Genomic DNA, 14870 nt, shown 5'->3' with positions numbered 1-14870 from the left:
CCCCCACGCCCGCACGCCCCGACGACCCCGCCTACCTGATCTACACCTCCGGCTCGACCGGCCTGCCCAAGGGCGTCGTCGTCACCCACCGGGCCATCGTGAACCGACTGGCGTGGACACAGGGCGCGTACGGACTCGGTCCCGACGACCGGGTCCTGCAGAAGACGCCGTCCAGCTTCGACGTGTCCGTCTGGGAGTTCTTCTGGCCGCTCCTCGAAGGCGCGACCGTGGTGCTCGCCCGCCCGGACGGCCACCGCGACCCCGCCTACCTGGCGGAACTCGTGCGCGCCCAGGCCGTCACGACCATGCACTTCGTGCCGTCGATGCTGGAGGCCTTCCTCCAGCACGACGAGGTCACCGGCGACCCCACCTGGTCCGCGTCACTGCGCCGCGTGCTGAGCAGCGGCGAGGCGCTCCCGGTCACCGCCGCGAGCCGCTGGCACGCGCTGACGGGCGTGCCGCTGCACAACCTGTACGGCCCGACCGAGGCTGCCGTCGACGTCACGTACCACCCGTACGCCCCCGACGAGGAGCAGGCCGGCGCGTCCGTGCCCATCGGGCGCCCCGTGTGGAACACCGGCCTGCGCGTGCTGGACACCTGTCTGCGACCCGTCCCCGACGGCGTCCCCGGCGAGCTGTATCTGACCGGTGTCCAGCTGGCCCGTGGGTACCACGCCCGGCCGACCCTGACCGCCGAGCGGTTCACCGCCGACCCCTACGGGCCGCCCGGCAGCCGGATGTACCGCACCGGTGACCTGGTCCGGCGGCGCGCGGACGGCGTGATCGAGTATCTGGGCCGCACGGACCGGCAGGTCAAGCTGCGCGGCAACCGGATCGAGCTCGGCGAGATCGAGGCCGCGCTGGCGCGGCTGCCGGAGGTGGCGCAGGCCGCCGTGACGGTACGGGACGACGCGCTGGTGGCGTACGTCGTGCCCGTCGGAGGCACCACCGAGGTGGGCGACCTGCGCGAGGCGCTGACCGGCTCCCTCCCCTCCCCCATGGTTCCGAGCGCCTGGGTCACCCTGGACGCGCTGCCGCTCACCCCGAGCGGCAAGCTGGACCGGGCCGCGCTGCCCGCCCCGCAGGCCGTGCGCGCGACCATCACCCGGGCCCCGGGCAGCCCCCGGGAACAGGTGCTCGTCGAGATCTTCGCGGCCGTGCTGAAGCTCGACGAGGTCGGCGTCGACGACGACTTCTTCCTGCTCGGCGGCGACAGCATCTCCTCGATCGCCGTCTCCAGCCGGGCCCGCCGGGCGGGTCTGGTGATCGGCCCGCGCGAGGTGTTCGAGCACCGCACGCCGGCGGCGCTCGCGGCGACGGCGGCCCTGGACGAGTCGCCCTCAGGGGACAGCCCTGTCGCGTCCGCGTTCACGCTGACCGAGGAGGAGCGGGAGCGGGTCGAGCGGCTCGCGCCGGGCCGGATCGAGGACGTGTGGCCCCTCGCCCCGCTGCAGGAGGGGCTGTTCTTCCACTCGAACTTCGACGACAGCTCCCTGGACGTCTACACGGTCCACGAGTCGTTCGACTTCGCCGAACGCGTCGACGCCGAGCGGCTGTCGGACGCCGTGCGGACGCTGCTGGGCCGCAACCCCAGCCTGCGGGCCGGTTTCACCAGTGAGGGGCTGCGCCAGCCGGTGCAGTTCATCGTGCGCGACGCCGACGTCCCGCTGCGGGAAGTGGATCTGGCGGGGCTCCCGGCGGCCGAACAGGACGTCCGGATGCGGGAGTTGCTGGAGGAGTCGAGGGCACAGCGGTTCGACCTCACCCGCCCGCTGCTCTTCCGGATGCTGCTCGTGCGGCTCGGTGCGGAGCGCGGTGACCGGCTGATCGTCGGCCGTCATCTGATCCTGTGGGACGGCTGGTCGGCCTGGCTGTTCCTGGACCAGCTGTTCGCGCTGTACGAGAGCGGCGGTGACCCAGAGGGCCTGGACCGCCCCGGCTCCTACCGCGACTACCTGACCTGGCTGGAGCGGCAGGACGACACCGAGGCGACCCGCGCGTGGCGGGCGGCCCTGTCCGGTTTCGAGGAACCGACGCTCCTCGTGCCCGCTGCCTCCGAGCGAGGCCAGGAGCCGGTGATCCCGGAACACCTGGAGGCCGCGCTCGACGCGGCGGTCGGGGACCGGCTGCGCGACACCTCCCGCGCCCATGGTCTGACCCTCAACACCGTGCTCAACGCCGCCTGGGGTCTGGTCCTGGCCGGCGCGACCGGCCGCACCGACATCGCGTTCGGCACGACGGTCGCCGGGCGGCCCAGCGAGGTGCCGGACGTCGAGAACGTCATCGGCATGTTCCTCAACACCGTGCCCGCGCGCATCGCCTTCGACCCGCGCGAGCCGGTCCTGGACCTGCTGCGCCGCGTCCAGGGCGAGCGGCTGGAGGTCATGCCCTACGAGTACCTGGGGCTCGGTGTGCTCCAGGCCGAGACGGGCCACCGACGGCTGTTCGACACGCTGTTCGTGCTGCGCAACGCCGACACGGACGAGCGGCTCGCCGAGCTGCGCGAACGGCACGGCGCGACGGCCGTGGCCAACGTGGACGCCACGCACTATCCGGCGAACCTGGTGGTGACACCGGGCGAGCGGGTGCGGGTGACCCTGGCCTACCGGCCGGACCTGCTGGAAGACGCCTACGCGCAGGCCCTGTTGGACCGTTTCGTGCTGCTGGTCGCCCGACTGGTGGCCGACCCGGCCGCCCCCGTCGGCTCGCTGGACGCCCTGCTGCCGGCCGAGGCCGCCGCGCTCGCCCGCGAGGAGGCCGAACAGCGGCAGCCCGTGCCGCACGAGACGGTCGCGGACATGCTGGCCGCGCAGGCCGCCCGCACCCCGGACGCGACCGCCCTGGTCTTCGGCACGCAGACCCTGACGTACGCCGAACTCGACGCGCGCTGCGACCGGATGGCCCGGCTGCTGATCGCGCGGGGCGCCGGACCGGAGAAGGTGATCGCGCTCGGGCTGCCGCGCTCGATCGACATGGTGGTGGCGCTGTTCGCGGTGCTGCGCACGGGGGCGGCGTATCTGCCGCTGGAGCTGGACCACCCCGCCGACCGGCTCTCGCTGATGCTGGCGGACGCCCGCCCGCTGCTCCTGCTGTCGACGGATGCCGTGTCGGGGACGCTGACGGGCGACACGCCGCGTGTCCTGCTCGACGATCCGGCGGTGGCGGCCGAGCTGGCGGCCTTCCCGGCCGGCCCGGTGTCGGTGACCTTCAGCCTGGACCACCCCGCCTATGTCATCTACACCTCGGGCTCCACGGGCCGCCCCAAGGGTGTCGTCACGCCGTACATCGGCCTGACGAACATGCAGCTCAACCACCAGAAGGAGATCTTCGCCCCGGCGATCGCGTCGGCGGGCGGGCGGCGGCTGCGCATCGCGCACACCGTGTCGTTCGCGTTCGACATGTCCTGGGAGGAGCTGCTGTGGCTCGTCGAGGGGCACGAGGTGCACGTCTGCGACGAGGAGCTCAGGCGGGACGCGACCGCGCTGGTCGCGTACTGCGAGGAGCACCGCGTCGACGTCGTCAACGTGACCCCGACCTACGCGCATCTCCTCATCGAGGAGGGCCTGTTGGAGGGGCACCGGCCGCCGCTGGTGCTGCTCGGCGGCGAGGCCGTCACCGAGACGGTGTGGAACACCCTGCGGGACACCGAGGGCACGTACGGCTACAACCTGTACGGCCCGACCGAGTACACGATCAACACGCTCGGCGGGGGTACGGAGGACAGTGCGACCCCGACCGTGGGCAGGCCGATCCGCGCCACCCGGGCCCGCATCCTCGACGCGTGGATGCGTCCGGTGCCGGACGGTGTGGCGGGCGAGCTGTACATCGCCGGCGTCGGGCTGGCGCGCGGCTATCTCGACCGGCCGGGCCTGACCGCCGAGCGTTTCGTGGCGGACCCGTTCGGGCAGCCGGGCGAGCGCATGTACCGCACCGGCGACCTCGTGCGGCGGCGTGCGGACGGCAACCTGGACTTCCTCGGCCGTACCGACGACCAGGTCAAGATCCGGGGCTACCGGGTCGAGCTGGGTGAGATCGAGACCGCGCTCGCCCAGCACCCCGACGTGTCGCAGGCCGCAGTGATCGCCCGCGACGACGCCTCGGCGCCGGGCACGAAGCGCCTCGTGGGCTATGTGGTGCCCGCCGAACCCGACGAGGACGCGCGGGAGTCGGCCGAGCGGGAGCAGATCGGTGAGTGGCGGGAGATCTACTCCGCCGAGTACACCGAGATCGGCACCGCCCTGTTCACCGAGGACTTCGCGGGCTGGGACAGCTCCTACGACGGCACGCCGATCCCCGTGGAACACATGCGGGAGTGGCGCGAGGCCACCGTGGAGCGTATCCGTGAGCTGGGTCCCCGCCGCATCCTGGAGATCGGCGTCGGCTCGGGTCTGCTGCTGTCGAAGCTCGCCCCGGACGCGGAGGCGTACTGGGCGACCGACTTCGCCGCGCCCGTGATCCGCAAGCTCACCGAAGGCGTGCGGAGCGACCCGGCGCTGGCCGGCAAGGTCGAACTCCGCTGCCAGGCAGCCGAGGTGACCGACGGCCTGCCCACCGGGTTCTTCGACACGGTCGTCATCAACTCCGTCGTCCAGTACTTCCCGAGCCTGGACCACCTCCACCAGGTGATCCGGGGCGCGCTCGGCCTGCTCGCGCCCGGCGGCGCCCTCTTCCTCGGCGACGTCCGCGACCTGCGCCAGGCCCGGGTGTTCCAGTCCGGCATCCAGACCGCCCGCGCCGACGCGGACACCGAGCCCGAGACCCTGCGCCGGGCCGTGGAGCGGGGCCTCGCGCTGGAGAAGGAACTCCTCGTCGACCCGGACTGGTTCACCACGCTCGGTGTCGGCGTCGACCTGCGCACCAAGGCGGGACGCCACCACAACGAGCTGACCCGCTACCGGTACGACGTGGTGCTCCACGAGGGGGACGCCGGCCTCGCGCTGGACGGCGTCCCGGCCGTCGACTGGACCGGACGGGACGCGCTCCTCGCCCGGCTCGACGGCACCGGACCGCTCCGGGTGCGGGGCGTCCCGGACGCCCGTACGGCCGGCGACCTCGCCGGACTGCGCGCCCTGGACACCGGCCGCCCCTCGCCCGTCGCCGCGACGGGCGTGGAACCGGAGGACCTGCGGGAGACCGCCGCGGCGCGCGGCTACCGGCTGCTGACCACCTGGTCCGCCGAACCCGGCGCCTACGAGGCCGTGTTCGTGCCCGACACCGACACCTCCCGCACGACCGGTCTGTACCGGCCGCGCGCCGACCGCGACGCCACCGCTCCCTTCGCCAACACCCCGGCGGCCGGCCGCGGCCACACCGCGCTCGTACGGCGGCTGCGCGACGACCTCGGACAGCGGCTGCCCGGCTACATGGTGCCCGCCGCGTTCGTGGTGCTGCCCGGTCTGCCGATGAACGACAACGGCAAGCTGGACGTGCGCGCCCTGCCCGACGCCGAGCCCGCGGCCGCCCTGTCCGCCGGGCGCGGCCCGCGCACCCCTGTCGAGGAGGTGCTGTGCCGGCTCTTCGCCGAGGTGCTGGGGCTGCCCCGCACCGGCGCCGAGGACAACTTCTTCGACCTGGGCGGCCACTCGCTGCTCGCGACCCGGCTGATCAGCCGCGCCCGCACCGAGCTGGGCGCGGAGCTGGCCATCCGTGACCTCTTCGAGGCGCCCACTCCCGAGGCGCTGGCGCTGCGGGCGGGCACCGGACGTCCCGCGCGGCCGGCTCTGCGGACGGTCTCCGAGCGGCCCGCGCGCGTCCCGCTGTCGGCGGCGCAGCGGCGGCTGTGGCTGGTGGAGCGACTCACCGGCGGCGGGGTGGCCTACAACTTCCCCCTCGTCTTCCGCCTGCGCGGCGAGCTGGACCTCGACGCGCTGCGGGCCGCGCTGCTGGACGTGACGGCCCGTCATGAGGCTTTGCGGACCCGCTTCCTGGAGGAGGACGGCGAGCCCTACCAGTGGATCGTGCCGCCGGGCGAGGCCGAGCCCGCGTTCCGGGTCGTCGAGGTCACCGAGGACGACCTGGCCGCGCGGATCGAGGCGGCGCAGCGCCGGCCCCTCGACCTGAGCACCGAACTACCGGTGCGTGCCGAGGTGTTGCGTCTCGGCGCCACCGAGCATGTGGTGGCGCTGGTGCTGCACCACATCACCACCGACGAGTGGTCGGACCGACCGTTCCTCGCCGATCTCACCACCGCGTACCGGGCCCGGGTCGAGGGACACGCTCCGCAGTGGGCGCCGCTGCCGGTGCAGTACGCCGACTACACGCTCTGGCAGGACTCCCTGCTCGGGCAGGTCGGTGCCGACCAACTCGCCCACTGGACCGAGGCGTTGCGCGACCTGCCCGAGGAGCTGTCCCTGCCCCAGGACCGGCCGCGGCCGGACGCGCCCACCGGGCGGGGCGGCAAGGTGCGTCTGGAGCTGCCCCCCGCCACCGGCCGGGCGCTGCGTGAGCTGTCCACCGCCACGAACACCAGTATGTTCATGCTGTTCCAGGCGGCCACGGCGGCGCTGCTGCACCGGCTGGGCGCCGGTGACGACATTCCGCTCGGGGCACCCATCGCGGGGCGGACGGACGACGCGCTCGACGACCTGGTCGGATTCTTCGTGAACACGCTGGTGCTGCGCACCGATCTGGCGGGCCCGGAGAGCGGCCCGTCGGACCTGACGTTCGCCCAACTGCTGGGACGGGTGCGGGAGTCGGCCCTTCAGGCGTTCGAGCACCAGGACCTGCCCTTCGACCAGGTCGTGGAGGCCGTGAACCCGCCCCGGGTCGCCGGTCGCAACCCGCTCTTCCAGGTCATGCTGGGCTACCACTACCGGCCCGACGGCGACCCGGACGTGCTGGGCATGCCGACCGAGTGGTTCGACATGGACACCGGTATGGCCAAGTTCGACCTGCACTTCACCTTCGTGGACGAGGTGGGGCAGGACCGGCTCACCCTGCTGCTGGAGTACGCCCTCGACCTGTACGACGACGAGACGGCCCGGCGCACGGCCGGACGCCTGGCCCGGCTGCTGGAGCAGGTCGCCGACGCGCCGGACACTCCGGTGCGGGATCTGGCCGTCCTGGAGGAGGCCGAGCGGGAGTCGGTGCTCGTCCGGTGGAACGACACCGCGCACGACGTGCCCGCGACCACCCTGCCGGAGCTGTTCCGCGCCCAGGTCGCGCGGACCCCGGACGCGCTCGCCCTCGTCCACGACGAACAGCGCCTGACGTACGCGGAGTTGGACGCTCGCGTCGAGCGGACCGCGCGGGTCCTCGCCGGGATGGGCGTGGGTCCGGAGCGCACGGTGGCGGTGGCGCTGCCGCGTTCGGTGGACCTGGTGGTCGCCCTGCTGGCGGTGCACCGGGCCGGCGGCGCCTATCTGCCGCTGGAGGCCGACCAGCCCCGGGAACGGCGGGCGCTCATGCTGGAGGAGGCCCGACCGGTGTGCGTCGTCGAGGGCACCCTGCCGGAGGGCCCGGAAGGGGAGCTGCCCGCCGCGTACGACCCGGCGAGCCCGGCCTATGTGATCTACACCTCCGGTTCGACGGGCCGCCCCAAGGGCGTCGTCGTGCCGCAGGAGGGCATCGTCAACCGGCTGCTGTGGATGCAGGACGCGTACGGGCTCGGCCCCGACGACCGGGTGCTGCAGAAGACGCCGTCCGGCTTCGACGTGTCGGTGTGGGAGTTCTTCTGGCCGCTGATCACCGGCGCCGCGCTGGTGGTCGCCCGGCCGGAGGGCCACAGGGATCCGGCGTACCTGGCACGGCTGATCCGCGAACAGGGCGTGACCACCACGCACTTCGTGCCGTCGATGCTCCAGGTGTTCCTGGAGGAGCCGGCCGCCGCGCGGTGCACAAGTCTGCGCCGGGTGATGTGCAGTGGTGAGGCACTGCCGTCGTCGGTGGCGGCACGCTTCCACGAGGAGCTGTCGGCGGAGCTGCACAACCTGTACGGGCCGACGGAGGCCTCGGTCGACGTCACGGCCGGGCCGGTGGTGCCGGGCGCCGACCGGGTGGTGATCGGGCGTCCGGTGTGGAACACCCGGACCTACGTCCTCGACGCGGCGCTGCGGCCGGTGCCGCCCGGTGTGGCGGGAGAGCTCTACCTCGCGGGCGTCCAGCTCGCCCGTGGCTACCTCGACCGACCCGGCCTCACGGCCGAGCGGTTCGTCGCGGACCCGTACGGCGGGCCGGGCGCACGGATGTACCGGACGGGCGACCTGGCCCGCTGGCGGGCGGACGGCACGCTCGACTTCCTCGGCCGCACCGACCACCAGGTCAAGATCCGTGGTGTGCGCATCGAGCCCGGCGAGATCGAGGCGGTGCTCGCCCGGCACGGGTCCGTCGCCCACGCGGTCGTCGTCCCGCACGAGCAGCGGCTCGTCGCGTACGTCGTCCCCGCCGCGGGAGGGGCCGCCGACCCGGCGGTGCTGCGGGCCCACACCGCCGCCGCCCTGCCGGACCACATGGTGCCCGCGGCCGTCGTCGCCCTCGACGCGCTGCCGCTGACGTCCAACGGCAAGCTGGACCGCCGGGCGCTGCCCGCACCCGACTTCACAGCGGGCAGCGGCGCGGGCGGCCGGGCGGCCAGTCCGCGTGAGGAGATCCTCCGTGGTCTGTTCGCCCAGGTGCTGGGGGTGGACCGGGTCGGCGTCGACGACGACTTCTTCGCCCTGGGCGGCCACTCGCTGCTGGCCATGCGGCTGGTCGCCGGGGTCCGGGCCGCGTTCGGGTCGGAGGTGTCGCTGCGCACGGTGTTCGACGCGCCGACGGTGGCCCGGCTCGCGCGACGGCTGGCCGACACGGCGGACGCGGGGGCCACGCCCCGCCCGGCGCTGACGGTCAGGGAGCGTCCCGAGCGGCTGCCGCTGTCCTCCGCGCAGCAGCGGCTGTGGGTGCTGTACCAGGTGGAGGGCCCCAGCGCGACGTACAACATCCCCTCGGCCTGGCGGCTGACGGGTGCCCTTGACGTCGAGGCGCTGCGGGCGGCCGTGCACGACCTGGTCGTCCGGCACGAGACGCTGCGCACGGTCTTCCCCGACGACGAGGGCCGGGCCCACCAGCTGGTCCTGGCGCACGACGAGGTGAACGTCCCGTTCGAGGTCGTCGACACCGACGACGAGCTGCTGCCCGAGCTGTTGGCGGAGGCGGGCGCGTACGGCTTCGCGCTGGACCGTGAACTCCCGTTGCGGGTGCATGTGTTCCGCACGGGTGAGGAGGAGTGGACGGTCCTGCTGCTCCTGCACCACATCGCCGGGGACGAGTGGTCGCAGGGGCCGCTGAACCGGGACCTCGCGCTCGCCTACGCCGCCCGGTCGGCCGGACGCGCGCCCGCGTGGGAGCCGCTGCCCGTCCAGTACGCCGACTACACGCTGTGGCAGCGGGACGTTCTCGGCGACGAGAAGGACGAGACCAGCCTCGCGGCACGCCAGGTCGCGTACTGGAAGCAGGCGCTGGCCGGGCTGCCCGAGGAGCTTGCGCTGCCCGTGGACCGGGCCCGCCCGCTGGAGTCCACCTACCGGGGCGGCGCCGCCGATCTCTCGCTGGACGCCGAACTCGCCGCCGCCCTCGACACGTTGGCCCGGGACAACGGGGTCAGTGTGTTCATGGTGCTCCAGGCGGCCGTGGCCACCCTCCTGTCCCGGCTCGGCGCGGGCGACGACATCCCCATCGGCAGCCCGATCTCCGGGCGCACCGACGCGGGGCTGGACGACCTGGTCGGGTTCTTCCTCAACACGCTGGTGCTGCGCACCGACACCTCCGGGGACCCGACGTTCCGGGAGCTGCTCGGCCGCGTCCGGGAGACGGACCTCGCGGCGTTCGACCACCAGGACGTGCCGTTCGAGCGGCTGGTGGAGGTCCTCAACCCGGCCCGTTCGCTCGCCCGTCACCCGCTGTTCCAGGTGATGGTGGTGTATCTCGCGGCCGACGGTGAGGACACCGGGCTGCCCGGCCTGGCCGCCCGCCGGGACGACGTGGCGCAGACGACCGCCAAGTTCGACCTGTCCTTCGACTTCGTCGAGCGCGGCGACGGCACGGGCGTGGACGGTGTTCTGGAGTACAGCGCCGATCTGTTCGACGCGGCCACGGCCCAGTCCTTCGCGGACCGGCTGCGGCGCGTCCTGCGCTCCGTGACCGCCGATCCAAACACCCCGCTCGGCCTCGTCGACATCCTCGCTCCGGACGAGCGGGAGCGGCTGGTCGGCGGCTGGAACAGCGCGCCGGTCGCCGGTGGACCCACCACGGTGCCCGCGCTCTTCGAGGAGCGGGCGCGCCTCCACGGCGACCTGCCCGCCGCTGCCTCCGACGGCGTCGAGCTGACCTTCGCGGAACTCAACGCGGGCGCCAACCGGTTGGCCCGGCTGCTGGTGGAGGAAGGCGCCGGTCCCGAGCGGTTCGTCGCGCTCGCGCTGCCGCGCACCGCGCACTTCCTCACGGCCGTCCTCGCGGTGCACAAGGCGGGCGCCGCGTATCTGCCGCTCGACCCGGACGCCCCGGCGGAGCGCAACGCCGATGTCCTCGCCGACGCCGGGCCGGTCCTCACCCTGACGACCCGTGAGTCGGGCGCCGGCCTGCCCCCCGGTGTCGCGTCGTTGCGGCTGGACGACCCCGGCATCCGGGAGCGGCTCGCGGCCCAGGACCCGGCCGACCTCACCGACGCCGACCGCCGTGCCCCGCTGACACCCCGTCACCCGGCATACGTCATCTACACCTCGGGCTCCACGGGCCGCCCCAAGGGCGTGGTCATCACGCACGAGACGCTCGGCAACCTCTTCCACAGCCACCGCGAGACGCTGTACGAACCGGCGATCGAGGCGGCCGGGCGGCGGCATCTGCGGGTCGGTCACGCCTGGTCGTTCTTCTTCGACGCGTCCTGGCAGCCGCAGCTGTGGCTGCTGGACGGGCACTGCGTCCATGTGCTGTCGGAGGAGGTCCGGCGCGACCCGGAGCTGGTCACCGAGGCCGTGCTCCGGCACCGCTTCGACTTCCTGGAGGTCACGCCGTCGTTCTTCGCGCAGATGGCCGACAGCGGGCTGCTGCGGGGCGGCGACTGCCCGCTCGCGGTCGTCGGCGTGGGCGGCGAGGCCGTCCCGGTGGCGCTGTGGAAGCGGCTGTCCGAACTGCCCGGCACCGAGGCGTTCAACCTGTACGGGCCGACCGAGTCGACCGTGGACGCCCTCGTGGGACGCGTCCGCGACAGCGAACGGCCGCTCGTGGGGCGGCCGGTGGCCGGCACCCGGGCGTACGTCCTCGACGACCGGCTGCGGCCGGTGCCGCCCGGTGTCCCCGGTGAGCTGTACCTCGCGGGCGGCGGTCTCGCCCGCGGCTATCTGGGCAGCCCCGGTCTGACGGCCGAGCGGTTCGTGGCCGATCCGTTCGGCCCGGCCGGATCCCGGCTGTACCGCACGGGCGACCTGGCCCGCTGGACCACCGACGGGCGGATCGACTACCTCGGCCGCGCCGACGACCAGGTCAAGATCCGTGGTTTCCGTATCGAGCCCGCCGAGATCGAGGCCGCGCTGACCGCCCACCCGGAGGTCGGCCAAGCCCTGGTGACGGTCCATCAGGACGGGCCGCGCAAGCTGCTCGTGGCCTACGTGGTGCCGACCCCGGGCAGTGCGCCCGAGCCGGCGGCGCTGCGCGCCCATGTCGCCGGCCGGCTCCCCGACCACATGGTCCCGGCGGCCGTGGTCACGCTGCCACGGTTCCCGCAGCTGGCCAACGGCAAGCTGGACCGGTCGGCCCTGCCCGCGCCCGACTTCTCCGCGCTGTCCTCGGGGCGGGCACCCGAGACCCCCGTGGAGGAGCTGCTGTGCACGGTCTTCGCGGAGGTGCTGGGCCTCGAACGGGTCGGTGTGGACGACGACTTCTTCGCCCTCGGCGGTGACAGCATCGTCGCCATGCAGCTCGTGGGGCGGGCCCGTGCGGCGGGCCTGCGGATCAGCCCGAGGCTGGTGTTCCGGCACCGTACGGTCGCCGCGCTGGGCACGGTGGCCGAGGCGGCCGACGTGTCCGCGCCGCGCCCGGCGGACGACGGCACCGGCACGGTGCCGCTCACCCCGGTCATGCACTGGCTGCGCGAACTGGGCGGCCCCTTCGCCTCCTACCACCAGGCGGCCCTGGTCCGCACACCGGCGGCCCTGGACCTGCCCGGTCTGACCGCCGTCCTACGGGCGCTCGCCGACCGGCACGACCTGCTGCGCGCCACCCTCGTCCGGCCCTCCGCCGAGGACACCGCTGAGTGGTCGCTGCACGTCCCGCACGTCGGCACGGTCGACCCGGCCGACTGGATCGAGCAGGTCGACGTCCGCGGCCTGGACGCGACCGCGCTCGGCAAGTCCGTGCGGGAACGCACCGTCGCGGCACGGGCGTTGCTCGACCCGGACGCCGGGACCATGGTCAGGGCCGTGTGGTTCGACGCCGGCGACTCCCCGGGGCGGCTGCTGCTGATGGGCCACCACCTCGTCGTGGACGGTGTGTCATGGCGGGTGCTGCTGCCGGACCTGGCGGCCGCCTGGCAGGACGTGTCGGCCGGGCGGCCCGTGGGGCTGCTGCCCGTGGAGACCTCGTTCGCCCGCTGGTCGAGGCTGCTCACGGAGCTGGCCCAGCGGCCCGAGCGGGAGGCCGAACTCCCCGTGTGGGAGGCGATTCTCGCGGGCGGCGCGGCCTCCCTGCCGCTCGCGCGGGACCGGGACCCCGACCGCGACACCAGTGCCACCCGGCGCGAGGTTGTCCTCCGACTGCCGGCCGAGCACACCGGTCCGCTGCTGTCGGCGGTGCCGGCCGCGTTCGGCGCCGCCGTCAACGACGTACTGCTGGCGGGGCTCGCGCTCGCCTTCGCGGACCGGCGGCGCCGGGACGGCGGTACGGACACCTCCGTCCTCGTGGACCTCGAAGGCCACGGTCGCGAGGAGGAGTTGGGCGGAGACGGCATCGATCTGTCGCGTACGGTCGGCTGGTTCACCAGCGTCTACCCGGTCCGGCTGGATCCGGGTCCGGCCGACCCCGCCGAGGCCTTCGCCGGGGGCCCGGCGGCGGCCGAGGCCGTGCGCCGGGTGCGGGAGCACCTGACGGCGCTGCCCGCGAACGGGGTCGGCTACGGGATGCTGCGGCACCTCAACCCCCGCACCCGCGAGGTGCTGGCCGCCTACGAACCGCCGCGCGTCGAGTTCAACTACCTGGGCCGGTTCGGCATCCCCGAGGAGACGGACTGGTCGTACGCGCCGGAGGAGGACGCGGCGGACATCGGCTCGGACGACGCGATGCGGGAGGGTCACGCGCTGGAGATCAACGTGGTCGCCGAGGACCGGGCGGACGGGCCGGTGCTGGCCGCGCACTGGTCGTATCTGGAAGGACTGCTGCCGCGCGACACGGTCCAGGATCTCGCCGAGACCTGGTTCCGGGCCCTCCGGGGGCTCGTCGCGTGGGCCGAGCGGAACCCGAAGTGACAGAAGCAGTGAGTGAAGTCGGAAAGAGGAGTGGCATGAGCAACCCGTTCGAGGACCCCGAGGGCACGTACCTGGTGCTGGTCAACGACGAGAACCAGCACAGCCTGTGGCCGGACTTCGTGGACGTGCCGGCAGGCTGGCGGGTGGTCCACGGACCCGACTCCCGGCAGGCCTGCCTGGAGCACGTCGAGACCAGCTGGACGGACATGCGCCCGCGCAGTCTGGCCGCGTCGATGGACGGCTGACACGGGAGAGACACGAGAGGGGGGGCCGGTCTGTACCGGCCCCCCCTCGTCGTGCTGGTGTATCGCCCCTGATCGGGTCAGGAGGCGGGCTGCTCCACCTTGGTGTCCGTCTTGCCGTCGACGGCCGCCGCCAGCTGCGGCGCCAGGCGCTCGATCACGTACGGCAGGCTGAGGACGGTGCCCATGGACAGGGCGTTGCCGTAGTCGCTGGTCTCGTTGACGTAGACCTCACGGCCCTCCTTCACGACCTTCAGGTCCTTGTAGGAGGCGTCCTTGTGCAGCTTGGCGGCGTCCTTCGTGACGTCGCCGACCTGCCAGACGAGGGCGCTCTGGTCGAGCAGGTCGGTGCGCTCCTTGCTGATGTTCGCACCGAACTGATCGCCGATCACCTTGTCGAGGTCCTTGGGCAGGGTGAAGCCCAGGCCGGTCAGCAGGCGCGAGCGCGGGTCCTGGCTGCCGAAGACGAACATGCCCTCGTACGGGGTGGCCATGACGGCCGTGGCGCCCTTGAAGCCGGGGTTGGCGTCGGCGGCGGCCTTGATCTTCGCCTCGGTGTCGGCGACCGCCTTCGCGGCCTCGTCGGACTTGCCGAGCGCCTTGCCGATCGTCTCGGTCTGCTCCTGCCACGGGACGCCGTAGTCGTTGTACGCCTTCGGCTGGGCGACCACGGGCGCGAACTTGGACAGCGACTCGTACTGTTCCTTGGTCAGTCCGCCGTACACCGCGAGGATCAGGTCGGGCTTGAGGGCGGCGATCTTCTCCACCTGCGGGCCGGTGCCGGTGTCCTTCAGGACGGTCGGCGCCTCGGCGGAGCCGAGCTTGTCCTCGGCCCAGGGGCCGATGGCGCCCTTGTAGCCGCCGAGCCATTCGGTGGTGCCGACGGGGACCTTACCGAGGGCGAGGACCGAGTCCTGGTCGGTCAGGCCGACGGTGACGATCCGCTTGGGTTCGGCCTTGATCGTGGTGCTGCCGTACTTGTGGTCGACGGAGACCGGGAAGGCGGAGTCACCGGAGGTGCTCGCCTCCGCGCCGGCGCCCGACGCGTCGTCGGAGTCGGAGCCCCCACCGCACGCGGTGGCGAGGAGCAGGGTGGCGGAGGCGAGCACGACGGCGAGCCGTGGCGCTCTGCGGGAGCGGAACATCAGCGGTCCTTCGGTTCGGGTTTCTGCGGAGCGGTGCGTGTGGGGGTCTCGGG

The 14870-nt window shown here is 73.4% G+C and carries 3 protein-coding genes; 2 read left to right on the top strand and 1 reads right to left on the bottom strand.

Going from position 1 to position 14870, the window contains the following annotated elements:
- Together P1P70_RS27170 and P1P70_RS27165 are read left to right on the top strand one after the other, a co-directional pair.
- The coding region (locus tag P1P70_RS27170) for a non-ribosomal peptide synthetase (RefSeq protein ID WP_319242198.1) at nt 1–13430 on the top strand (13430 nt) is incomplete at its 5' end.
- Nucleotides 13431–13465: 35 nt separating this feature from the next.
- Nucleotides 13466–13675 carry an MbtH family protein gene (locus P1P70_RS27165; protein WP_319242196.1) on the top strand — a complete coding sequence of 70 codons (210 nt, stop codon included), beginning with the start codon at nt 13466–13468 and terminating at the stop codon, nt 13673–13675.
- A gap of 77 nt (nt 13676–13752) precedes the next feature.
- Here P1P70_RS27165 and P1P70_RS27160 read toward each other — a convergent pair whose 3' ends face one another.
- Nucleotides 13753–14817 (bottom strand): iron-siderophore ABC transporter substrate-binding protein, encoded by a 1065-nt coding sequence (locus P1P70_RS27160; RefSeq protein WP_319242200.1) that lies wholly within the window; start codon nt 14815–14817, stop codon nt 13753–13755.
- Between the last annotated feature and the right edge of the window lie 53 nt (nt 14818–14870).

The sequence above is a fragment of the Streptomyces sp. MB09-02B genome, assembly GCF_033794485.1.
Classification (GTDB): domain Bacteria; phylum Actinomycetota; class Actinomycetes; order Streptomycetales; family Streptomycetaceae; genus Streptomyces.
The sequence above is the reverse complement of the archived record's forward strand: the minus strand, read 5'-3'. Positions and strand labels throughout refer to the sequence as shown.